This is a genomic window from Novosphingobium sp. Gsoil 351, assembly GCF_009707465.1.
In the GTDB taxonomy this organism is placed as follows: domain Bacteria; phylum Pseudomonadota; class Alphaproteobacteria; order Sphingomonadales; family Sphingomonadaceae; genus Novosphingobium.
The window spans coordinates 1,573,678-1,596,473 of the sequence record NZ_CP046120.1; the positions used below are offsets into that span (position 1 = coordinate 1,573,678).

20 protein-coding genes are annotated in these 22,796 nt (G+C 66.3%); 13 read left to right on the forward strand and 7 right to left on the reverse strand.

All coding sequences use genetic code 11. The features are described 5' to 3' along the window. Window positions 1-72: 72 nt before the first annotated feature. The 6 genes from GKE62_RS07545 (at window position 73) to GKE62_RS07570 (ending at window position 5,564) form a co-directional block, all read left to right on the forward strand. On the forward strand, window positions 73-753 hold the full coding sequence (locus tag GKE62_RS07545; protein WP_154691715.1) for an isochorismatase family protein: 681 nt from the start codon (window positions 73-75) through the stop codon (window positions 751-753). Window positions 754-847: 94 nt separating this feature from the next. Continuing rightward, entirely contained in the window at window positions 848-1,729 is an 882-nt protein-coding gene (locus GKE62_RS07550) for a polysaccharide deacetylase family protein (RefSeq protein ID WP_154691716.1), read from the forward strand. Next, complete coding sequence (locus GKE62_RS07555) at window positions 1,726-2,637, forward strand: polysaccharide deacetylase family protein (RefSeq protein ID WP_154691717.1); 912 nt, start codon at window positions 1,726-1,728, stop codon at window positions 2,635-2,637. The genes GKE62_RS07550 and GKE62_RS07555 overlap by 4 nt, the downstream gene beginning before the upstream one ends. Further along, window positions 2,634-4,067, forward strand: a complete 1,434-nt coding sequence (locus GKE62_RS07560) for an aldehyde dehydrogenase family protein (protein ID WP_154691718.1) — start codon at window positions 2,634-2,636, stop codon at window positions 4,065-4,067. Before GKE62_RS07555 ends, GKE62_RS07560 begins: the two co-directional genes overlap by 4 nt. After that, a complete protein-coding gene (locus GKE62_RS07565; protein WP_230206989.1) occupies window positions 4,064-4,540 on the forward strand; it encodes a hypothetical protein in 477 nt (158 codons plus the stop codon). Before GKE62_RS07560 ends, GKE62_RS07565 begins: the two co-directional genes overlap by 4 nt. 1 nt (window position 4,541) lies before the next feature. Beyond that, complete coding sequence (locus GKE62_RS07570) at window positions 4,542-5,564, forward strand: NAD(P)-dependent alcohol dehydrogenase (RefSeq protein ID WP_154691719.1); 1,023 nt, start codon at window positions 4,542-4,544, stop codon at window positions 5,562-5,564. On the opposite strand, the gene GKE62_RS07575 is transcribed toward GKE62_RS07570, so the two are convergent. The 6 genes from GKE62_RS07575 to GKE62_RS07600 are packed head-to-tail and all read right to left on the reverse strand — an operon-like array spanning window position 5,561 to window position 13,364. Beyond that, window positions 5,561-6,286, reverse strand: coding sequence for a hypothetical protein (locus tag GKE62_RS07575; protein ID WP_154691720.1), 726 nt, complete (start codon window positions 6,284-6,286; stop codon window positions 5,561-5,563). The two genes, GKE62_RS07570 and GKE62_RS07575, sit on opposite strands and share 4 nt — an antisense overlap. Further along, window positions 6,286-7,338: a nitrilase-related carbon-nitrogen hydrolase gene (locus GKE62_RS07580; protein ID WP_230206990.1), complete on the reverse strand. Its 1,053-nt coding sequence runs from the start codon at window positions 7,336-7,338 to the stop codon at window positions 6,286-6,288. The genes GKE62_RS07575 and GKE62_RS07580 overlap by 1 nt, the downstream gene beginning before the upstream one ends. After that, the gene (locus GKE62_RS07585; protein ID WP_154691721.1) at window positions 7,335-8,882 is read right to left on the reverse strand and encodes an FAD-binding oxidoreductase; all 1,548 of its coding nucleotides are present in this window, start codon (window positions 8,880-8,882) and stop codon (window positions 7,335-7,337) included. The genes GKE62_RS07580 and GKE62_RS07585 overlap by 4 nt, the downstream gene beginning before the upstream one ends. After that, on the reverse strand, window positions 8,879-10,129 hold the full coding sequence (locus GKE62_RS07590) for an MFS transporter (protein WP_154691722.1): 1,251 nt from the start codon (window positions 10,127-10,129) through the stop codon (window positions 8,879-8,881). Before GKE62_RS07590 ends, GKE62_RS07585 begins: the two co-directional genes overlap by 4 nt. After that, window positions 10,126-10,833, reverse strand: a complete 708-nt coding sequence (locus GKE62_RS07595) for a hypothetical protein (RefSeq protein ID WP_154691723.1) — start codon at window positions 10,831-10,833, stop codon at window positions 10,126-10,128. Before GKE62_RS07595 ends, GKE62_RS07590 begins: the two co-directional genes overlap by 4 nt. Continuing rightward, entirely contained in the window at window positions 10,833-13,364 is a 2,532-nt protein-coding gene (locus GKE62_RS07600; protein WP_154691724.1) for a TonB-dependent receptor, read from the reverse strand. The genes GKE62_RS07595 and GKE62_RS07600 overlap by 1 nt, the downstream gene beginning before the upstream one ends. 177 nt (window positions 13,365-13,541) lie before the next feature. Between GKE62_RS07600 and GKE62_RS07605 the strand changes: the two genes are divergently transcribed. Then, window positions 13,542-14,225 carry a hypothetical protein gene (locus GKE62_RS07605; protein WP_154691725.1) on the forward strand — a complete coding sequence of 228 codons (684 nt, stop codon included), beginning with the start codon at window positions 13,542-13,544 and terminating at the stop codon, window positions 14,223-14,225. Between the two features lie 120 nt (window positions 14,226-14,345). After that, a complete protein-coding gene (locus GKE62_RS07610; RefSeq protein WP_195908654.1) occupies window positions 14,346-16,847 on the forward strand; it encodes a TonB-dependent receptor in 2,502 nt (833 codons plus the stop codon). Window positions 16,848-16,934: 87 nt separating this feature from the next. Here GKE62_RS07610 and GKE62_RS07615 read toward each other — a convergent pair whose 3' ends face one another. Next, window positions 16,935-17,786 (reverse strand): DUF1838 family protein, encoded by an 852-nt coding sequence (locus GKE62_RS07615; RefSeq protein WP_195908655.1) that lies wholly within the window; start codon window positions 17,784-17,786, stop codon window positions 16,935-16,937. A gap of 182 nt (window positions 17,787-17,968) precedes the next feature. Between GKE62_RS07615 and GKE62_RS07620 the strand changes: the two genes are divergently transcribed. From GKE62_RS07620 to GKE62_RS07640, 5 genes are read left to right on the forward strand one after another with little or no spacing between them, the layout of a single operon-like run. Further along, the gene (locus GKE62_RS07620) at window positions 17,969-18,793 is read left to right on the forward strand and encodes a CoA ester lyase (RefSeq protein ID WP_154691728.1); all 825 of its coding nucleotides are present in this window, start codon (window positions 17,969-17,971) and stop codon (window positions 18,791-18,793) included. Beyond that, window positions 18,786-19,295, forward strand: a complete 510-nt coding sequence (locus GKE62_RS07625; protein WP_154691729.1) for a MaoC family dehydratase — start codon at window positions 18,786-18,788, stop codon at window positions 19,293-19,295. Before GKE62_RS07620 ends, GKE62_RS07625 begins: the two co-directional genes overlap by 8 nt. Window positions 19,296-19,305: 10 nt before the next feature. Next, entirely contained in the window at window positions 19,306-20,496 is a 1,191-nt protein-coding gene (locus GKE62_RS07630; RefSeq protein ID WP_230206991.1) for an acyl-CoA dehydrogenase family protein, read from the forward strand. Beyond that, window positions 20,493-21,704 (forward strand): CaiB/BaiF CoA-transferase family protein, encoded by a 1,212-nt coding sequence (locus GKE62_RS07635; protein WP_230206992.1) that lies wholly within the window; start codon window positions 20,493-20,495, stop codon window positions 21,702-21,704. The genes GKE62_RS07630 and GKE62_RS07635 overlap by 4 nt, the downstream gene beginning before the upstream one ends. Window positions 21,705-21,708: 4 nt before the next feature. Beyond that, window positions 21,709-22,791, forward strand: coding sequence for a CaiB/BaiF CoA-transferase family protein (locus tag GKE62_RS07640; RefSeq protein WP_154691730.1), 1,083 nt, complete (start codon window positions 21,709-21,711; stop codon window positions 22,789-22,791). The last annotated feature ends 5 nt before the right edge of the window (window positions 22,792-22,796 follow it).

Sequence of the window (22,796 nt, forward strand, 5' to 3'; positions counted from 1 at the left end):
CCGGACAAATTTCACTCGACAAGCCACTACGCGGGATTATCATCGGGGTCAAAGCGGAATCGAGGGCTTGCAATGCAACTGATCGGCACGCGGATGATCAGCGACGGCAAGACCGCGCGCCAGTTGTTCGAGGAGGTGATGGCCAACCCGGCGCGCAGGAAGTTCGGGTTCGGCAGCAAGCTGGCGATCGTCAACGTCGATTTCCAGCAGGCCTATACCCGGATCGACAAGTTCGCGACCGCTTACGAGACCGATCCGCGACAGATCGAATACGTCAACACGGTCAGCCGGCTGGCGCGCGAACGCGGCATGCCGGTGGTGTGGACCCACGTCGCCTACAAGGCCGACGCGGGCGATGCCGGGGTCTGGGGCACGCGGACCGATACCCCCGACAGCTTGCAGAACATCAAGGTCGACAGCGAGCGTCACGCTTACGACGAGCGCTGCGAGATTCACCCCGACGACCTGCAATACACCAAGCGCATGCCGTCCGCGTTCTTCGAGACCCCGCTGGCGAGCTATCTGGTGTGGCACAAGGTCGATACCGTGGTGGTCACCGGCGGCAGCACGTCGGGCTGCGTGCGCGCCACCGCGGTCGATGCGCTGAGCCATGGCTATCGCACGATCGTCCCGATCGAGACCTGCGCCGACAAGCACGAGAGCTATCACTTCGCCAACCTCACCGATCTCCAGCTCAAGTACGCGGATGTCGAGCCCGTCCAGACGGTGATCGATTGGCTGCAAGCGCGGTGATGGAACCCGGCCCGCACATCCCGAGCGAAATCGAGGGATCTCGCGCGACGCGTCTCGACTTCGCTCGACACGAGCGGGGGAGGGACGATCCGGCATGAATGAGGGTGCCGCCGATCCCGGCCTCTACGCCTACGCGCCCTATCGCGGCCGGCCCCGGATCGTCTGGCCCGGCGGCAAGAGCGTGGCCGTGTGGGTCGCGCCCAACCTGGAATACTACGAGATCGACCCGCCCGCGCACCCCCAGCGCAAGGCCTGGGCGCGCCCGCATCCGGACGTGGTCGGCTATGCGCACCGCGATCATTCCAACCGCGTCTCGCACTGGCGGATGGCCGAGGTCATGTCGAAGCACGGCTTTCCCGGCTCGGTCAGCCTCTCGGTAGCGCTGTGCCAGCACCATCCCGAGGTCGTGGCCGACGCCAACGCGCGGGGCTGGGAGTTCTTCAGCCACGGCATTTACAACACCCGCTACGCGTATGGGATGGACGAGGCCCAGGAACGCAGCATCATCGAGGACTCGATCCGCACGGTCGAGGACGCGACCGGCCAGCGCATCCGCGGCTGGCTCGCCCCGGCGCTGACCCACACCCCGCGTACGCTCGACCTGATCGCCGACTACGGTCTCGACTACACCTGCGACCTCTATCACGACGACCAGGTCCAGGAGGTGAAAGTCGCCAAGGGCCGGCTCGCCTCGATCCCCTACAGCCTCGAGGTCAACGACCACTACGGCTTCTTCGTCTACAACATGAGCGGTCGCGAATACGCCGACACGCTGGTCCGCCAGTACGAGCGGCTGGCCGCGGAGGGGGAGCAGTCCGGCACGGTGATGTGCATTCCCTTGCACGCCTACCTGATCGGCCAGCCGCACCGGATCGGGCCGTTCGAGGAGGCGCTGCGCCACATTGCGGCGGACGGCCGCGCCTGGATCGCGCGCGCGGGCGAGATCGTCGATGCGTGGCGGGCACAGCAGCCATGACCCTCGACCCCGCCTATCTCGAATACCCCAAACGCCGCGAGGGCTACGACCACGATCTCTACCCGTGGTCGAACCTCCACCACCGCCCGCCCGTCACCTGGCCCCGGGGTTCGGTCGCGGTGTGGGTCTGCGTCAGCCTCGAGTGGTTCCCGATCACCCCCGCCGACGCCCCGTTCCGCGCGCCGGGGCACATGCAGACCGCCTATCCCGACTACCGCCACTACACCGCGCGCGATTACGGCAACCGGATCGGCGCGTGGCGCTTTCTCGACGCCTTCGCCCGGGCGGGCGTGACCGCCAGCTTCGCCACCAACGCCGCGGTCGCCGAACGCTATCCCGAACTGCTGCGCGCCGTGCTCGACGGCGGGCACGAGGTCGTCGCCCATTCGACCGACATGAACGGCACGATCGACAGCACGCTGGCCGAGGCCGACGAGCGCGCGCTGATCGGCGACGCCGTGGCCCGCCTCAAGGCCTGCGGGGTCGAACCCACCGGCTGGCTCTCGCTCGCCCGCTCGCAAAGCTGGCGCACGCTCGACCTGCTGCACGAAGCGGGGCTGACCTACTGCTGCGACTGGGTAAACGACGAGCTGCCCTATCGTTTTACGAATGGCCTCATCGACCTCCCGCTCAACCACGAACTGTCCGACCGCCAGATGATCGCGGTCCAGCAGCAATCCGCCGACGTGTGGGCGCAGAGCCTGGAGGACGCGTTCGACTGGCTGGCCGCCGAAGCCGCGCGGGAAGGCGGGGGACGGATGCTCCCGATCCACGTCACACCCTACATCATGGGCCTGCCCTACCGGATCGCGGCCTTCGAGCGCCTGCTCGAGCGCCTGACCGCAAGGCCCGAAGCGTGGTTCGCGCGCGCAGACGAGATCGTGGCGAGCTGGGCGGCGCAGGCGTGAAAGCCACCAATCCGCGCACCGGCGAGTGCGACCATGAATTCGCCGAGAGCACGCCGGAGGACGTCGCATCCGTCTCCGCCCGGCTGCGCGCCATGCAGCCCGAATGGGAGGCGCGCGGGGCCGCCGGCCGCGGCGCCATCCTGTGCGCATTCGCCGACGCGCTAGAGCGCCATGCGGGAGCCATCGTCGCCGCGCTGGCGATCGACACCGGGCGCAGCGCGATCGCCCGGGTCGAGCTCGACACCATTGTCCGCCGCCTGCGCGGCTGGTCGGCGCGCGCGGCCGAACTGTTCGCCGCCCTTCCCGGTGAGGCGACGCAATCGGCCACCCCGGGCATCCTGATCGAGCCGCGCTGGTCGGCCTATCCCCTGTTCGGCGCGATCGCGCCGTGGAACTTTCCGCTTTTGCTCAGCCATATCGACGCGATCCCCGCGCTCGCGGCGGGCTGCGCCGCGCTGGTCAAGCCGAGCGAAGTGACGCCGCGCTTCGTCGCTCCGCTGAGCGCCGCGCTGGCCGAAGTGCCGGAGTTGCCGCTGGCCTATGTCCTGGGCGGCGCCGGGACCGGCGAGGCGCTGGTCGCCCACGCCGACTACGTGTGCTTCACCGGATCGACCGCCACCGGGCGAAAGGTCGCCCTTGCCGCCGCGGCGCGCCTGATCCCGGTCAATCTCGAGCTCGGCGGAAAGGACCCGCTGATCGTCGCGGCCTCCGCCGACCCGGTGGACGCGGCGCGGATCGCCTTGCGCGCCAGCGTGGTCGCCACCGGGCAGGCCTGCCAGTCGATCGAGCGGGTCTATGTCGCCCGCGCCATCGCCGAGCCGTTCCTCGCCGAGCTGGTCCGCGCGGCCAACGCGGTCGAGTTGGCCTGGCCCGATCCGGGCCGCGGCCACCTCGGCCCGTTCATCTTTCCCGCCCAGGCCGACAAGGTCGCCGCCCAGATCGCCGACGCGCGAAGCCAGGGCGCGCAAGTCCTGGCCGGCGGCGAGGTGGAAACGCTGGGAGGCGGCAAGTACTTGCGCCCCACGGTGCTGACCGGGGTGACCGCGGACATGGCGGTGATGCGCGACGAGACGTTCGGGCCGGTGATCCCGGTGATCCCGTTCGACACCATCGACGAGGCGGTGGCGCTGGCCAACGCGGGCGAATTCGGCCTTTCCGCAGCGGTCGTCGCCGGAACCGTCGAGGAGGCCGCCGAGATCGGCGCGCAGCTCGATGCCGGGGCGATCTCGCTCCAGGATGGCGCGCTGACCAGCATGGTCGGCGACGCCACCAACCATTCGCGCAAGGGTTCCGGACTGGGGCCGAGCCGGATGGGCGACGAGGGCCTGCTGCGCTTCCTCCGCCGCCAGGCACTGCTCCGCCAGACCGGCGCGCCCGCGCCGATCGCCGCTTTTGCCGAGGATCATCGTCGAGAGGAGCATCATCGATGAGCAACCGCGCGCAACTCGCTGCTGCCATGCCCGCGATGCTGCTACACGAGGGCGACTGGGAGGGCTGGTACCGCCATTTCGACGGCGACGGCGCGCTGCTCGATGCGCACCGGGTCAAGACCTGGTGCGAGTTTCCGGACCACGGCGAATGGCACTACATCCAGCACAACGAGCTGATCTGGGATGATGGCCGGACCGCGTTCTACGAGTTCGGCGGCCGCCTCGAAGGCCAGCAGCTCGTCTGGCGCACCGATCGATTCGCGGGCTACGGCTGGCAGACCCGCGAAGATGTGCTGATGCTCCGGCTCGAACGCCAGGACGTCGCCGACGCCTATTATATCGAGATGATCGCGATCTCTGCCGACCGCCTCAGCCGCTCGCGGACGTGGGAATGGTTCCAGGGCGGGCGCCCATGGAAATGGACGCTATGCAACGAACGCAAGATCGCACCCACCGGACCCGAAGGAGCCTGACATGCATTGCTGGGAAATCGGACCGCGCGGCGGGATCGACAGCTTGCGGCAGTCCGAACGCCCCGAACCGGCGCCCGGACCCGGCGAGGTTGTGGTGCGCGTTGCCGCCGCCGGGCTCAACTATCGCGACCTGATGGTGCTTGCCGGGCAATATGGCAGCGGCCTGCCGGATACGCGGATTCCGTTGTCGGACGGGGTGGGCACGGTCGCTGCTCTGGGCTCTGGAGTGTCCGGGGTGAGCCTGGGCCAGCGGGTGATCGCGCCGAACTTCACCGGCTGGCGAGACGGGGCGTTCGGACCGGGGCTGTTCGGGCACGATCTGGGGGTGACCGCCGATGGCTGGCTGGCCGACACCATCGTCTTGCCCGCAACCTCGCTGATCGCGGTGCCCGACAGCGTCTCGGACGCGACCGCCGCCACGCTTGCGGTGGTCGGGGGGACGGTGTGGCACGCAATGGTGGCGTTCGGAGAGGCCGGCCCCGGCAAGCTGGTGCTGGCACAGGGCACCGGCGGCGTCTCGCTGTTCGCGCTGCAACTCGGCAAGGCGCTTGGCGCGGAGTTCGCGATCACCTCGTCGCGTGCGGACAAGCTGGAGAGATGCCGCGAGCTGGGCGCCGATCATGCGATCGATTACCGCGCCCGGCCCGATTGGGCGGCGGCGCTGCTCGAGGCCACCGGCGGGCGCGGCGCCGATGTGGTGGTCGACACGCTCGGCTTTCCCGCGTTGGCCGAGACCGTCACGGCCTGCGCGGTCGAAGCGCGGATCGGGACGCTGGGCGCGCTATCCGGCTCGCCTGCGGCGACCGCTTCGGCCAGCCAAGGCGCGATCATCGGCAAGAACCTGACGATCAAGGGCATCGCCTCGGGCAGCCGGGCGATGCTCGCCGCCGCGCTCGACGTGGTCGCAAGGCACAAGATCGAGATGGTCGTGGATCGCCGCTTTGCCTTCGCCGAAGCTCCCGCCGCCTATCGCCATCTCGAAAGCGGGGCGCATATCGGCAAGGTACTGATCGAAATCGTCTAGCGCGCGAGCTCGACCAGCTCGTAGCGGTTCATCATGTACCCGTCGATTGCGGCGTAGACGAGGATGCAGTCGTCATCGGCGGTGGCCCAGATGTCATAATCAGGGTGCGGCGTGCCTCCCATGCCGTCGTCGCTCTCGTCGACAAAGCGGAAGTGGCGGCAGGGGAAGGTGCCCGCGGCGACCGTCTTCTCCTCCTCACCGACGTATTCGAGCGCAATGCTTACTTCGGCGATCAGCGGCGGAGTGGCGCCGCGGTGATCGGGCGACGGCAGGAAGCAGCGCATGGTCCGCCGATGCGGCCCGCGCGACAAGTCGAGGCGCTTGGCGAGAAAGGCGTCGCCGACCACCGGATGGGTGCCGAAGCCGTCGAACGGGCCTTGGGTGCCCACCCGCTGCGAGACGCGGCCGATCGAAGGGCCGAAGCTTTCGCACTCGATCACGCCCCCGGCGGCATCGTGGCGCATCCAGCCCGAGCCCATGAAAGAGTCGCCGACGGTCAGCTGAACTTGAAGGTGCTGCGGGATCATCCCAGGACCGAGATGGTACACCACGTCACGCAGGACTTTGGGATCGGGCTCCTCGATCTCGCAGGTCGCGCGCATCACCGTGCTGCCGTCGCGATGATGGGTGAAGCGGAACCACTCGCGCCCGCGCTCGGCGCCCTCCATCCCGGGTTTGGCCGAGGTATAGCGGATCATGCCGGTGACGCTGCGGTGCTCCATCAGATCGCTCCGGCTTTGGCGAGTGTGTCGATCACTGCCTGCTGCATGCGGTGGAAATCGCCGCGCTCAGGGACTTGCGCCTCGCCATCTCGAAGCATCGCGTTGCCCGCCTGGCCATTCGCCGCGGTATAGACGGGCGCGAACAGCGAGGGACGCTGGCGGGCGAGGCTGTTGGTCATCGCCGGGGTGCGGCGGGTGGCGCGCAGGGCTTCGATGTCGAGCGTTGCGAACGCGGTGTAGGTCTCGCCCGACAGTGATTGGGCGAGGATCTTGCCATCGGGGCCGACGACCTGGCTGTTGCCGTCGGCCGAGGCGAGCGGCATCACGGTGCCGGAAATGCCCGCGGTGTTGGCCGAAACCACGTAGGCCATGCTCTCCCACGCCCGCGCCCGCTTGGCGACGTCCTTGGCGGTGGCGAGCGGCGAGCCGATCTCGCTCGAGGAATGGCACAGCACTTCTGCCCCGCGAAAAGCGAAGGCGCGCGCGATCTCGGGATAGAGGATTTCCTCGCTGGCCACGCAGGCGAGATTGCCGATTTCGGTGCGCGCCACCGGGAACACTCCGTCGATTCCGTAGTGGTCGAGATAGGCGTCCCAGATATCGTGCGGACTCGGCGCGAACATCGACAACAGCCGGCGATAGCGCAGCACAACGCTGCCCGATGGCGCGACGATGAAGCTGGTCTGGAAATAAAAGCCGGGAAAGTGCCGGTCGCTTTCGTAGGCGTTGCCCGCCAGGAACAGGCCCAGCCGCTGTGCCACCCCGCCAAGGGCGGCGTATTCCGGCCCATCGGCGGCGAAGCCCACCCGCTCGGCGAATTCGGCGATGCCGACGCGTCCGGGATAGCTGGTGAACAGGTACTCGGGAAGCACCGCCAGCTTGACCGGGCGTCCGGCGTATTGTTCGATGAAGATCGCCGCGGTGCGGATCGCGCCCTCGATCTCGCCGATGTGGCTCAGGATTTGCGCCCGCGCGGCGGCCGTATCGGCGCAACGCTCGGTGGAGCGCGCGGTAAGTTGCATCGCGACGGCGGCGTAGGGCGCAACGTTCAAAGGGCGAGGCTTCCCGGGTTCATCAAGCCGCGCGGATCGAGCTGGCGCTTGACTGTCTCTAGCAACGCCCACGCGGCGGGATCGTGGCTGGCCTTGAGCGGATAGGTCCGCGCGATCTGGAGATGGATCGCGCCGAGCGTGGCAAACACCTCTATCACTCCCTTGCGCAGGCGATCGACCAGCGCGGCGCTGTCGGGATTCGCCGGAAAGCCCTTGAGCTTGGCCAGATGTCCCGCCTCGACCGCATGGCGATGCAGCGGGTTGAGCGCGTCGGGCCAGTAGAAGACCGGCTCGATCAGGCACGCCTGCGGACTGACGGCAGCCAGCATCGCCCCGGCCTGCACGCCCAGCCCCTCCATCTCGGCGCGATGCGCGGCGAACAGCGCCTGGATCGCGTCCCACCCTTCGACCAGCCGCGAGTGCGGCAGAAAACCGTGCACCGGCACCCAGCGCTCTCCCGCCGGACCGACCATCGAGTTGACTGGGGGAAACGGATTGGCGCGCAGGATCTTGGGAATCGTGTTCTCGACCGCGCGTCCGCCGGCTTGGGTGACGAGCCGTGCGATTTCGGCCATGTCCGCGTCGGCCTCGCTCTGGCGGCGACGTTCGGCGATGCAGTGCAGGCTGAACGGCACACCGTCGAGGAACGAGCGCCCGGCCAAGGCCACTCGCGCACCTTCCTTGACCCCTTTCAGGAGCGAGCCCTGCGCCTTCATCATTCCGACCAGACTCTTCGCATCCGCCGCCAGGCTGTCGCGCTTCATCCGTTGGGCTTGCAGGAACGGGTCGAAGCCAAAGCTTTCCGCCGCCAGCCCCTCGCGCGCGACCGCGCTCAAGCCCGCGAAGAACGCCGCGGCATCGTCGAACGCGAAGCTCCCATAGGCAAGGCCCTGGCCTTCACGCACCAGCCGCAGCGTCGCGCGCGCCTTGATCCCCAGCGCGCCGCAATCCGCCGCGAACAGCCCAGTCAGGTCGGGGCCATAGGGCCGGAAGAAGCCGCTGCCCGTCGATACTGTCGTCCCGTCGGCAAGCACCACATCGAAGCTGAGCGCGCTGTCGACCACGCTGCCGTCGGCCGCGCCCCAGAACACCCCGTTCTGGCTCATCCCGCCGCCGACCGTGGCGTTTACGCCGGAAAGCGTGCCCCACGCCTTGACCCGCAAGCCGCGGGGTTGGAGCGCGCGGCGCAGCGCATCCCAGGTGACGCCGCATTCGACCGTCACCGTCATGTCGGCCTCGTCGATTGCGACGATCCGGTCGAGCCCGGCGGTATCGACGAGGATGAAATCCGGCGTGGGCGAGAGGTAGCCGCCGGTATAGCTCATCCCTCCGCCGCGCGGGATCACGGCCAAGCCCGCGGCGGTCGCTGCGGCGACACCTTGGGCCAATTCCTCTACGGTCGCTGGGCGAAACACCGCGCGCGGCGCTGGTCCCGTCGCATAGACGTCGTGGCTGTACAGCTGGAGCGCACCCGCACCGTCGTCAATTGCAGCGGGTGCGATTTCGCGCAGTGCGGCGAGCGGATCGGCGGCAACCGTGTTCATCCCGCCAGCACCGGTCCCGCCGCGGCCTCCGTGCTCACGGCGGCTGGATAGCGCCCGAGCGTCAGTAGCAGCAGTGCGCCCACCGCAAACAAGATCATCGCCACCTGGAGCATTCCGTCATAGCTTCCCGTCGTGTCGCGCACCCGTCCATAAAACACCGGCGAGATCGCCGAGGCGACCCCAAAGGGCATATACAGCATGCCATAGATTTTGCCGTAGTGAGCCAGCCCGAAATAGCGGCTGGCGAGATAGGCTATCACGTCACTCTCTGCCCCCGCGGCGAAGCCGAGCATGAACGCGGCGAGGTAGATCGTCGTCTGATCGGTGCCTGTCCCCAGCAACAGCCATGCGGCAAACGCGGGGATCAGCAGGATCGGCAGCGTCACCAGCGGCGCCCAGAAGCGGTCGAACAGCCAGCCGGTAACGATCCGCCCGGCCATCAGCGCGATCCCGATCATCCCCATGATCCCTGCACCGTCCGCCGCGGTCATGCCGTGCTGCTTGACGATCTCGGGCATGTGGATGTGCGCCCCGCCATAGGCCAGCGCGACGCAGAAGATGGACAGCCAGATCGTCCAGAAACGCCGGTTGCGGATCGCCTCGCGCAAGGTCATTCCCGCGCGCAGGCCCCCTTCGGCGATCTCTGGCGGGGCCTCCTCGGGCCGCGGCTCACGGAACCACAAGTATGCGACCGGCAGCGAAATCAGCAGCGGGAACAGCGCGAGGATCATGTACATCCCGCGCCAGCCGTAAGCGGCGATCGCCCACACCGCGACGCGGGGGATGATCAGCGCGGCGATACTGGTCCCCAGCAGGAGGATGCCGAGCGCGAGGCCGCGGTTGCGGAAGAACCACATGTTGACCGCGCGGCTCCAGGTCACCGGGGTCGAACCGATGCCGACCAGTCCGATGAGGAACCACAGACCATAGAAAGCCATCAAGCTGGCCGGGGTGAAGCCCAACGCGGCAAACGCGAGGGCGAAGGTGAAAGTCGACCACAGCGCCACCGGGCGTACGCCGTAGCGGTCGGCCATCGACCCGAACACCGGTGCCAACAGCCCCGCGACGATCCCGTAGATGGTGATCGCGCCGCTGATTTCGGCAAAGCTCCATCCGGTCTCCGCGTGGATCGGAGCGAGAACGAAACCGATCGAATTGAACGGCAGCGGCGAGGCCCCGCAAGCGACCCCGACTATCCCGGCGGCGAGCGGCTTCCACCCTCGACGGAATTCGCCACCGCTGCTCATCCGCGCAATTCCTCCAGCTCGAAGACCGAATCCATGTACCCTTCGACCACACCGCGAACGTAGAGAAAATCGCCGTCGGCGCTGATCCACATCACGTAGGGCGGGTGCGCGTTGGTCATGCCGACGAACGCCACGCGATGGCAGTCGAACGTACCCGCGGGGACCGTGATCGTTTCGCGCGCCTCGTAGCGCAGGCCGCTGGTGGAAACTTCCAGTCGCGGTCCGCTGGCGCCGAAGTGATGCAGGCTGTGGAGCAGATTGCGCCCGAAGAAATGCTCGGTGCCAGGACCTTTCGCGAAAGGAAACGTCGCAGAAAGCCAACCGTCGCCCATCAGCGCGTGGATGCCGAAGCCGCGCATCGGCCGCTCGATCGCCATCCGCTGCGAGAGCCGTCCGGCATCGTTGCTGAAACTTTCGCCCTCGGCCTCGTCGCCAGCGAAGCGGAACCAGCCCGAGCCGGTCGGCACGCCGTGGTTGAGGATCCGGACATAGGCCTCGAGCGGCTGGAATTCGGCGTCGACCGCGAGGATGCTGTCGCGCACGACGTCGTCGCTGCCGAACGCCATCTCGCAATGCGCGGTCAGGCAGCGATTGCCCTTGGCGTCGCGAGTCAGCGACCACGTCTCCTCGCCCCAAAGCCTGCCGTCGCGGTGACGATAGGCGATCCGCCCCGACCGCGCCGGCAGGCTTTGGAACGCGCGCATCAGAAGTTGTAGCGCGCCTTGACCATCCACGTCATCGGCTGGTTCAGGTAGTTGTAGTTGGCCAGCGCAGACTGGAAGAAGCTCTCGCCCAGACAGTTGGTGCATTCGACCGAAAAACGGATCCGGTCCTCGGGCGTGCTCAGCGCCAGGCTGGCGTTGACCAGCCACGCCGCCAGCGAGCGCGACCCCAGTATGATGTCGCCGCTGTTGGGGTTGACCGGAAACGGCCCGGTGGCGGGTTGGTTGACGCCCGAGATCGACCCGGTGAAGAAGGTCAGGTTCGAGGTCGCCACCTCCTGCTTGGAGTGATAGCTCGCCGCCACCGACGGGGTCAGGGCCCAGCCTCCGGCAAATTCGGCGCGGTAGCTGCCGCCCAGAGAAAGTGTCCAGTCCGGGGTGCGCACCGGCTCCGCGATGGTGCCTTGCGCGGTCACGATCGACGAGGCGCAGGCGGCGATCGAGGGCTGGGTCGCCGGGGTGTTCGGTCCGGTCGGAACCTTGCCCGCGGCCAGCGCCTGCTTGCACGCAGCCTGTTGCGCGACAATCGACTGGATGCCGTACTGGTCGAAGGCCGGGACGTTCTTCTTTAGGCGATAGTTGTCGTCCGAATAGCCGACGTTGACGAAGAGGTTGAGGCCTTCCGCCGGCACCGCAGTCAGTTCCACCTCGACCCCGCGGTTGCGATAGTTGGCGGGATTGCGGGTGATGAAGGTTAGCGCCCCGGTCGTCGGGTTGAGGATGCCCGACAGCACCTGAAGATCGGTCACATCCAGTTGGAAGGCAGTGACGTTGGCGCGAAGGCGGCGGTCGAACAGTTCGGTTTTGGCGCCGATCTCGTAGCTCCAGACCTTTTCCGGTCCGAACGGCAGGATCCGCGACGGCGCGGTCTCGCGCGCGTTCCAGCCACCCGACTTGAACCCGCGGGTGGCGCTGGCGAACAGCAGGATGTCGTTGTTCGGCTTCCAGTTGATCGCGAACCGCGGGGTCCACAGCTTGGTCGAAAGCTTGGTCGGGATCGGCACCGCGACGGGCACGGTGGTGCCGTTGGCGGGCACAATCAGGTTGCGGGTATCGAGGCAGGTCGGGCCGACGACCGCCTGGCAAGAAGCGCGGTTGTCGTGGAAGCCGAGCCGTTTGGTCTCGTCGGTGTAGCGCACCCCGGCGGTGAACTTGAACTGGCCAAGGTTGAGGTCGGCCTGGGCGTACCCGGCTAGAGCCTTGGTCGAGTTGCGCAGGATGCGGTCGGCGAGCACCAGGTTGAGCGTCCCGAAGAAATCGCCGAAGTCGTCGCGGACATTTTCTTTCAGGTAATAGGCCCCGGTCACGTAATCGATCAGGCCATCGCCGAGCGAGCCGTTGAGCTTGATTTCCTGGGTGAACTGCTCGGACTGCTGGTCGGACACGAAGGTGAAGCCCCCCGTGGCCAAGCCGAGCACCGCGGGACTCGGGACCGCCAGGGTGGGCGAGGAACGCCCGTCGAAGAAGTCGAGACCGTACTGCTGGACCTGGCTGAGGTAACCGGTGATCAGGCTCAGGGTGGCGTTCTCGCCGATGCCGATGTCGAACTTCGAGGTGACCAGATCGGTGTCGGTGTTGTTGCCCAGCGGGTAGTTCTGCTTGCGGCCGGTGAAGCGGCCGGCGAAGACCGGAGCGCCGGTTGGGTGCTCGCGGTATCCTGTGGTGGCGAACCGGCCGTTGCAATTGCTTGGCGCGCGCGGATCGCACTCGAAATTGAGCAGATAGTCGCTGTCGTTGACGACGTGCATGTAGCTGCCGTTCCAGGTCACGTCCGGGCTCAGCTCGCCCCTCACCCCCAGTCGCGCGCCCCAGCCGTCGTCGTCGTTGAGCCGCTCGCCGGTGGTGGTGTTCTTTACGTAGCCCTTGTCGTCCTGCCAGTATCCCGAGAGCTTGATCGAGAACGTATCGGCCAGCGGCAGGTCGATCGATCCGCGCGCCAGCTTTTTCTCGAAGCGGCCATAGCCGACTTCGGCGTAGCCGCCGATTTCGTGGCCCGGCTGGCGCATGATCACGTTGATCGCGCCGCCGGTGGTGTTGCGTCCGAACAGCGTGCCCTGCGGCCCGCGCAGCACCTCGACCCGCTCGACATCAAACAACGACAGGTTGTTGGCGTTCTGGCGCGAGAGATAGATGTCGTCCACATAAGTGCCGACCGGCGGATCGAACGTCGGGATCGTCTCGGTGCTGCCCAGCCCGCGCAGATAATAGGCGTTTGCGCTGCCCAGCCCGGTGTTGTTCTGCGCGGTCAGGTTGGGCACGAACTGCGCAATCTGAAGCGCGTTGGACACGCCCTGGCGCTCGAGCTGCTCGGCGGTGAACGCGCTGATTGCGATCGGCACGTTCTGGACGCTTTCCTCGCGGCGCTGCGCGGTGACGACGATTTCGCCGACCCGCGAATCGTCGGTGGCTTCCGCCTGCGGCTGGTCCCCGGCCTGGGCCGGAGCGGACTGAGCGTGCGCTAGCGTCGGAATTGCCAGGATCGCGGCGGAGGCCAGCAATATGGTTCGAACCATTGCGAATTTCCTTCCCTGTCAACGCTGTTTCGAGGCCCCTCGTCCTCGCCGGAGCAACCTTGTTCGCGGCCATCCCCAGGCCGCCAATTTGTCCGGACATTTTCGCTTTTGTCAACAGGTGAAATGTGATTTGTCCGGACATATCGCACGCGCCCTGGCGCATCTCGGAGCCATTCGATGACCTTAGCCGATCTCGCCTACCCGACGCTGGTCTACGTCCACCTGCTGCTGTTCGTGCTGTGGCTGGGGGCGGACGTAGGCGTGTTCCTACTTGGCCAACATTTTCGCAAGCGGCATCTCTACACGCTCGACCAGCGCCTCGCACTGCTCAAGCTGCTGGTGCTGATCGACATGACCCCGCGCACCGCCTGGGCGCTCATGGTGCCGCTGTCGCTCAGCGTGTCGGCGGCGGGCGGCTGGTGGCAGGTGCCCGGCTGGCTGGTCGCAGCCGGATGGGCCATCGGTGGCGTCTGGCTGGGCCTCGTGTGGGACGCGCACAAACATGACCAGACCCCGCGCGCGGCGCGCAACCGTCGGATAGAAGGCTGGATCCGCTATCTGCTGGCCGCCTTCTACCTGTGGCTGGGCGGCCTGTCGCTTGGCTCTGGATGGCCGATCGCGGTCGGCTGGCTGGCCTGGAAAGCGTTGCTGTTCGGCCTGATCTTCGTCGCCGCCATCATGATCGACGTCAGCTTCAAGCCGGTCGGCGGGCAACTCGCTGCGGTTCTCCGCGATGGGTCGAGCGACGCCACCGAAGTGCCGCTGCGCCGGACGATGGACCGCACCCGGATCTGGGTCTGGGCGACCTACCTGCTGCTCGTCGCCACGTCCTACCTCGGCGTAACCAAGGCGATCCCCTGACCGGGCAGAGTTGCACCATTGCCACAGTCGGCCGAGACACTTCTGGTATACAAAATTTGTCTGGACAAATTTTGTATACCGATGGAAACCAGTGCGCGCTGGACCTTGAGGGAGGGAATCATGACTATTGGCCGCGCGGCGCTGCTGGGCGCGACGATTTTGGCGACGGGGCTGGGATTTGCCGGGTCCGTCTGGGCCCAGGAGGCACCCGCAGACGAATCGACCGCCGACAACAGCAACGAGATCATCGTCACCGCGCGCAAGCAGGAGGAACGCCTCCAGGATGCGCCGACCACGGTTTCCGTCGCGACCGCCGATACGATCGACCGGCTCGGCCTCGACAACCTAACCGACATCGCCAAGACTACACCCGGGCTGGTGTTCGACGACACCTTCGGACGTGACGCCAACCGCCCGGTGATCCGCGGGCAGGCGAACATCCTCGGTTCTTCGGGCGTCGCCTACTTCATCGACGGCATCTACTATTCGGGCAGCCTGGCCGACTACGACGTCGACACCATCGAACGGATCGAGGTGGTCAAGGGTCCGCAATCCGCGCTTTACGGTCGCAACACCTATTCGGGCGCGATCAATCTCATCTCCAAGATGCCGAGCAAGGAATGGACTGGACGCGTCCAAGCCGACATTTCCGAGCACGACCGCTACGAGTTCACCGCCGGGGTGCGCGGGCCGCTCGCCGATGGCCTCGGCATAGCGCTGGGCGCGCGCTATTACGATAACAAGGGCGAGTTTAAGAACGCTTACGACGGCAGCCGCCTCGGCAAGCAATCGACCAAGTCGGCCTATGGCAACATCCGTTTCGACAACGGCGGCCCGTTCCGCGCCTCCTTGCGCGCCAACTACAACGACACCGACGACGGCCAGCCTGCGATCTTCTCGCAGAGCGCCAACGCCAACAACTGCTTCAACGACAACGGCAATCTCTATCGCGGACGCGGGCGCTACTTCTGCGGGGTGATCCACCCGCAGACGCCGAGCAGCGACTATAAGCGCCAGTTCGTCGATCCCCAGAACGTCGGGCTGGAGGCGCGCACCTTCAACGGCGCGTTCCGCATGGACTACGATTTGACCGACCAGCTCACGCTGACTTCCCTGACCGGCTACAACAAGCGCACCGCCAACAACAAGACCGACGGCGACTACTCAGGCAACAGCTTCAACCTTGTGATCTTCGCCTACACGCCGGGCTTCCAGACCACTCCTGCGGGTCCGCCGCGCACGCGCAACGTGACGCTGCTGTCGACCTCGGTGCAGGACTTCACGTTTTCGAACCACGTCGAAACCAAGGACGTTTCGCAGGAACTGAGACTGGCCTACGACAACGACCGGCTGCATGTGCTGGTCGGTGGTTACTACTTCGACCAGTCGGACGATTCCAGCGACACCCGCGTCGTGCCCCCGGGCTCGCTCGCGCTGGCGCAGGCCAATGCCGATGCAGCCCGGGCGCGGCTGTGCGCCGAGCTGTCATACTGCGCCTCGACAACGCCGCTGACCATCACTGCGGCGAGCTTGCCCGAATCGCGCAACACCAACTTCTTCGACGTCACCAACAAGGCGGTGTTCGGCTCGGTCACGTTCGATGTCGCCGAGGGCTTCTCGCTGAGCGCGGAAGGCCGCTACGCCGCGGAAAAGATCCGGCAAACGACCGTCACCGTCAACAACGGCTCCGCCTGCGTGGTGACGGCAACCAACCTGTGTCCGCGCGTCGTCCAAAAGACGTTCAAGGAATTCACCCCGCGCTTCACCGCGAGCTGGCAGGCGAGCCGCGATCATCTGCTCTATGCGGTCTACGCTGAAGGCCAAAAGCCTGGCGGGTTCAACTCCAATCAGGCAATCGTTGCGGGCTTTCCCACGTTCGATCCCGAAGACAACAAGACCTACGAGCTGGGCAGCAAGAACCAGTTCCTCAACGGCCAGCTCACGGCGAATCTCGCGGTCTACCACACCAAAGTCAAAGGCTATCAGATCACCCAGAATATCTCGGTTCCGCCCAACCAGGTGTCGCTGACCCGCAACGGCGGCAATGCCCGGGTCAACGGCGCCGAGCTCGAGCTGCTGATGCGTCCGAGCCGCAACTTCACGGTGACCGCGAACTATTCCTACGTCGATGCGCAATTCACCGCCGGCAGCGATGAAAATCTCGGCCTGATCTTCGACGTGGCGGACGACGGGCTGGTCAACTGCTCGCAGGGCGATCAGTTCACCGACATCGCGGGATGCCAATCGAAGTTCGGGTCGATCAAGGGCAAGAGCATTCCGCGCGCGCCCAAGCACACCGCGTTCGTCGATGTCGACTGGCGCCAGCCTGTGGGCGGCAGCGACTGGACTGTGTTCGCCGGCGCCAACGTCAGCATGGTCTCGTCGAGCTTCGATCAGGTGCTCAACTTCGCTGAAACCGGCGGGTCGACGGTGGTCGATGCACGGCTTGGCGTCCAGAACGACCGCTTCAAGATCCAGGCCTACGTCAAGAACCTGTTCGACGAGGACGCGATCGCCCAGATCATCCGCTATGCCGACGCCAACAACGATCTGCGCCGCAACTTCATCGCCGGGCTACGTCCTGGCCGGCGGGTCGGTGTGATCTTCAGCGCCGGGTTCTGACGCGGCTTCAAGCTTCAGGGCCGCAAATAAAAAGGCCCGGCGGAACCACTCCGCCGGGCCTTTTTCATGGGCCGTTTGCGGCTTTGTCTATTTTCCGTCGGCCTTGGCCCGCGCGGCATCGACCTGCGCCTTGAACACGGTCCAGGTGGTCGCATTGGGACGCGGATCGTCGCCCGGGGGCGGCGCGGTATAGATCGGATAGTTGGCGGCGATCTCGTCCTTGATCACGGCGGGAAGAAGGTCGTAGCTCTTCAGCTTGGCGCCCATCGCATTGAACACGATCTGGCCCTGGCGGTCACCCATCTTCATCCACGGCATCCACCGCGAAATCCGTACCCAGGCGACCGACGGATAGACCGTGGCGAACCTGGTATCGAACAGCTCATTGGTGGGCATGGTGAAATCGAAGATTTCCATCGCGTGATAGCTGCCGCCGACGAAGTCCTGATACTCGCCCGCCAGCGGATTCTTGTAGAACAGCGGCGCTTCGGAACGAAGCTGGGTATAGTCGCCCACGGTCTGCAGGCTGATCGTCGCCGGCTTGCCGTCGGCGGAAATCGGGAAGCTGGGGCGCGCGTTCACCGGATCGTTGTTGATGTGCATCACCGGCACGGTCTCGCCAGTCCACGGGTTCTTCCACTCGCGAATGATCTTGCCGGTGACCGGATCGGTGAAGAACATCACCTCGCGGCTGACGTGACGATAACCCTTGCCCCGCTGCGGGTCGGTAACCGCGACGCATTGGCGCACGTTCATCCCTTCGCCATTGAACAGCAGCTTGTCCGGCTCACCATCGACGCGCGAATAGATCTTGCCCGACCAGTAGTAGACCGCGGGCTTGCCGTCCGCTTCGCCGCAGCCCACTCGCTTGTTGAGTTCGAGCGCGTCGGCCGGCACCGCCGGATCCAGCTTGCGTGCGATCGCTGGCGTGGCGTTCAAAGCCACGGCGGCAATACAAACGCCTATGCGAAGTGCGACACTTGTCCGAAGTGCGGTCAACATGGCTGTCAATCTCCCTGAAGGGCGCCCAGTGGCGCTTTCGGCTTGACTTTAAAGTTGTCCGGACAAATTGTGAAGTCCAAAGTTGAACGGTTGGCCGTTCGAAGGGGATTCGGTATACCATGTTCGCGGCCAGCAGCTTGCTCTTCGTTCCCGGCTCGCGCCCCGATCGCTTCGCCAAGGCGCGCGCGGCAGGGGCGGGGCTGACGATCGTCGATCTGGAGGATGCGGTAGCAGCAGTCGACAAGGACACCGCACGCGCGGCCGCGCTCGCCGAGGCGGGGCGGGATCGCACCGATCTGGCGATCCGGATCAACGCCGTGCCGACCGCGGCCGGGGCCGCCGATCTGGCTTCCTTCGCCGCCGCCGAAATCCTGCCTCCGGTCGTTCTGGTCCCGATGGTCGAGACCGTCGATGAATTGCATGCGGTGTCCGCCGCGCTGGGCGAGCGCTGCCCGGAGCTTATCCCGCTGATCGAAACGCCGCGGGGCTTGCGTCACGCTCTGGCGATCGCGCAGGCGCCGAATGTCGCCGCGGTGATGTTTGGCGGGGCGGATTTCGCCGGAGAGTTGGGCGTCGCGATCGCCTGGGAGCCGCTGCTGGCGGCGCGCGGGGCGCTGATCCTGGCCTGTGCCGAGGCACGTGTCCCGGCCATCGACGTCCCCTGGGTCGCGCTCGACGATGCCGCCGGGCTGGCCGGGGAATGCGAGCGCGCCAAAGCCCTGGGATTTTCGGCCAAAGCGGCCATCCATCCATCGCAGATCGCCACGATCGAAACCGCCTTCGCTCCGTCCGACGCAGAGGTGGCCGAAGCAATCGAAGCGCTCGCCGCCTATCGTGACGGCGGCGAGCGGGCGATCCGGTTCAAGGGTCGGATGCTCGAGGCGCCGATCGTCAAGCGCTACCGCGCCGTCCTCGCCAAGAAGGGAATGTTGGAGAATGCGTGAAGCAGTCAAAGAAGTTGCGCCTGGCCGTTTCCGCGAGGTGTTTGGCCGCAACTTCGAGGAATTCGTTGTCGGCCATGTCTATGAGCATCGTCCGGGCCGTACGATCACCGATGCCGACAATGTCTGGTTCACGTTGTTGACGATGAACACGCATCCGGCGCATTTCGACTACGAGTTCGCCAAGAAGACCGAGTTCGGCAAGCCGCTGGTGGTCAGCCCGCTGACGATCGCGCTGATGACCGGGATGAGCGTGTCCGACACCAGCGCCAAGGCGGTGGCCAACCTGGGCTGGGACGAGGTCCGAATGGTCCACCCGCTGTTCGTCGGCGACACGCTCTATTGCGAGAGCGAAGTGCTCGACAAGCGCGAGAGCAAGAGCCGCCCCGACCAAGGCATCGTGACCTTCAAGACCATCGCCAAAAACCAGGATGGGGTGATCGTGAGCCATTACAAGCGCACCGTTCTGGTGTGGAAGCGGGGCTTTGGCCCCGTGGACGACTGAGGAGACTTCCGTGGCGACCGCCGCTTCCCCCATCATGGCCGACCAGGGCCGCACCATTGATCCCGCCGAGGAACAGGCTTTTCTCGACGCCGTCGACCGCTGGCTCGAACGCTCGGTGATCCCGGTGGTCATGCACCACGATCACAACGACATCTGGCCCGAGAAGCTGGTAGCCGAAATGGCCGAGATGGGCCTGTTCGGGGCAACGATCGGGCAGGAATACGGCGGGCTCGGCCTACCTGCGACGACCTATGCCAAGATCGTCATGCGGATTTCCTCGTACTGGATGGCGCTGACCGGCATCTTCAACTCGCATCTGATCATGGCCGCGGCCGTCGAACGCTTCGGCACCCCCGCGCAAAAGGCAAGGTGGCTGCCCAAACTCGCCACCGGCGAAATCCGCGCCGGCCTCGCGTTGACCGAGCCCAACGCGGGGACGGATCTCCAGGCGATCCGCACGGTCGCGCGGCGCAACGGCGACCATTACGTGGTCAGCGGCACCAAGACCTGGATTTCCAATGCCCTGAACGGTTCGGTCTTCGCGCTGCTGGTCAAGACCGATCCCGATGCCGATCCGCGCTACAAGGGAATGAGCCTGCTGATCGCGGACAAGAGAGAGGGATTCAGCACCGGCAAGAAGTTCGACAAACTCGGGTACAAGGCGATCGACAGTGCCGAGCTGATCTTCGAAGACTACCGCGTCCCCGCCGACCAGCTGATCGGAGGCGTCGAAGGCCAGGGCTTCTTCCAGGCCACGGGGGGCCTCGAACTGGGCCGGATCAACGTCGCCGCGCGCGGGGTGGGCCTGGCCGAAGGCAGCCTGCGCCTCGCCACCGAATACGCCCAGCAACGCCAGACGATGGGCAAGCCGATCGCGGAGCACCAGGCGATCCAGCTCAAGATCGGCGAAATGGTCACCCGCGCCCGCGCCGCGCGCCTGCTCACCCTCGACGCGGCCGAAGCCTATGACCGTGGCGAACGCTGCGACATGGAAGCGGGAATGGCCAAGTTCTTCGCCTCCGAATCCGCGGTCGAGAACAGCCAGGACGCGATGCGGATCTACGGCGGCTACAGCTATTCCAAGGAATACGACATCGAGCGGTTCTATCGCGATGCGATGCTGATGTGCATCGGCGAAGGCACCAACGAGATGCAACGTATGATCATTTCCAAGCAGTGGGTTAAACGGAACCCTGCGTGAGCGCTCTGCACCTCCCGCTTTCGGGTTTCCGCATAGTCAGCGCCGAGCAGTACGGCGCCGGGCCGTATGGCACGATGTTCCTTGCCCAGCTCGGGGCCGAGGTGATCAAGATCGAGCCGCCGCACAAGGACGGCAAGGGCGGCGGCGATACCGCGCGCGCGGTCGGCCCGCACTTTCTGCGCCAGGACGAAAGCCTGTATTTTCAAAGCTTCAACCTCAACAAGAAATCGCTGACGCTCGACCTTGCTCGGCCCGAGGGCCAGGCGGTGCTGCACCGCTTGCTCACCCGCTCGCACGGCATGGTCAACAACTTGCGTGGCGATCTGCCCGCGCGGCTGGGCCTGACGTACGCGGCGCTCAAGGACCATAACCCGGCGATCGTGTGCGCCCATCTGTCCGCCTACGGCCGCGACAATGCTCGCAGGCGTTGGCCGGGCTACGACTACCTGATGCAGGCCGAAGCCGGCTATTGCGCGCTGACCGGCGATCCGGCGGGGGAGCCGCAGCGAATGGGCCTGTCGATGGTCGATTTCATCACCGGCACGATTCTGGCCACGGGCTTCCTCGCCGCATTGGTCGATGCGCAGCGCAGCGGCATCGGCCGGGACGTCGATACCGACCTGCTTTCCGCGGCTGTCCACCAGACCAGCTATCCGGCGCTGTGGTACATGAACGAGGGCGACGAGACGGTCCGCACTCCCCGCTCGGCGCATCCCAGCGCAACCCCCAGCCAGATGGTTCGCGCCGCCGACGGCTGGTTGTTCGTGATGTGCCAACTGCCCAAGTTCTGGACGATCATGATCGACAAGATCGGCCACAACGAACTTGGCGAAGACCCGCGGTTTCGTGGCAATGCCGATCGCCTGGCCCATCGCGATGCCTTGACCGCGGTGCTCGACGGCATCTTCTCCCAGGCTCCGGTGGCACACTGGCTGGAACTGCTTTCGGGAGCGATCCCCATCGCCCCGGTCAACGGGTTGGGCCAAGCGCTGGACAACCCCTGGCTCGAGACGATCGGGATGCGCGAGACCATCTCGCACCCGGACCGCGCCGATCTTGCGGTGCTAGCGAACCCGTTGAAGCTGGACGGCGAGCGCCTGCCCAACCGGGCGGCCCCTTTGCTGGGCGCCGACAGCGACGCGATTCTCGGCGATGCGGGCTACGACGCAGACGCCATCGCGGGGCTGCGCGCCGCCGGGGTGGTCTGAGCCCATGGGCAAACTTTCCGGCATCACCGTCGTCGATCTCAGCCAGTTCCTGCCGGGCCCGATGCTCAGCGTGATGATGGCCGACCACGGCGCGCGCGTGATCAAGATCGAGCCCGCAGGCGGCGATCCGACGCGGAGCCAGGCGCCGTTCGAGAACGGGCACTCGGTGTGGTTCGCGAACCTCAACCGGGGCAAGGAGAGCGTCGTCCTCGATCTCAAGACCGAGGCCGGAAAGGCGGCGCTGGCCGACCTGATCCGCGATGCCGACGTGTTCCTCGAAGGCTTCCGGCCCGGCGTGATGCAGCGGCTGGGCTTCGACTATGCTACGGTCCGCCAGCTCAATCCGAAGATCGTCTACTGCTCGATCTCGGCGTTCGGCCAGCAAGGCGCGCTGGCGCACCATCCCGCGCACGATCTGGCGGTCCAGGCGCTTGCCGGGTTCCTCAGCGTCAACGATGCGGCCGATGGGACGCCAGCCGTCCCCGGCGCGCCCGCGGCGGACATGGCGGCGGGGCTCACCGCGCTAGCGGCCGTGCTCATGGCGCTGCTCGGGCGCGAGAAGACCGGCGAGGGTGACTATATCGACTGCGCGATGTTCGACAGCATGCTGCCGTGGTGCGCGCACACCGCGGGCGGCGCGATCGCGGGCGGACCCGCGCCGGTATCCTCGCGGCAACGCTCGCTGGGCGGCGCGGCCTTCTACCAGGTGTACCGGACGCACGACGATCACCACGTCGTGCTGGGTGCGCGCGAACTCAAGTTCGCCCGCAACCTGCTGAGCGCGCTCGGACGGCTGGACCTGCTCCCGTTTGCCGAGGCGGAGGCGGGCGAGCAGGAGCCGCTGATCGCCTTCCTGCGCGAAACGTTCGCCACCCGCACCCGCGCCGAATGGATCGAGTGGTTCGCCGACAAGGATGTCGCCTTCGCCCCTGTGCTCGACTTTCGCGAGGCATTCGACGAGCCGCACATCACGGAGCGTGGCCTGACGATCGCGGCCGACGGACGCCACCACATCGCACCGCCGATCCGGTTCGCATCCGACCGCCCATGGACGCCCGGCAAAGTGCCTGGCCTTGGCGGCGGATGACCGCC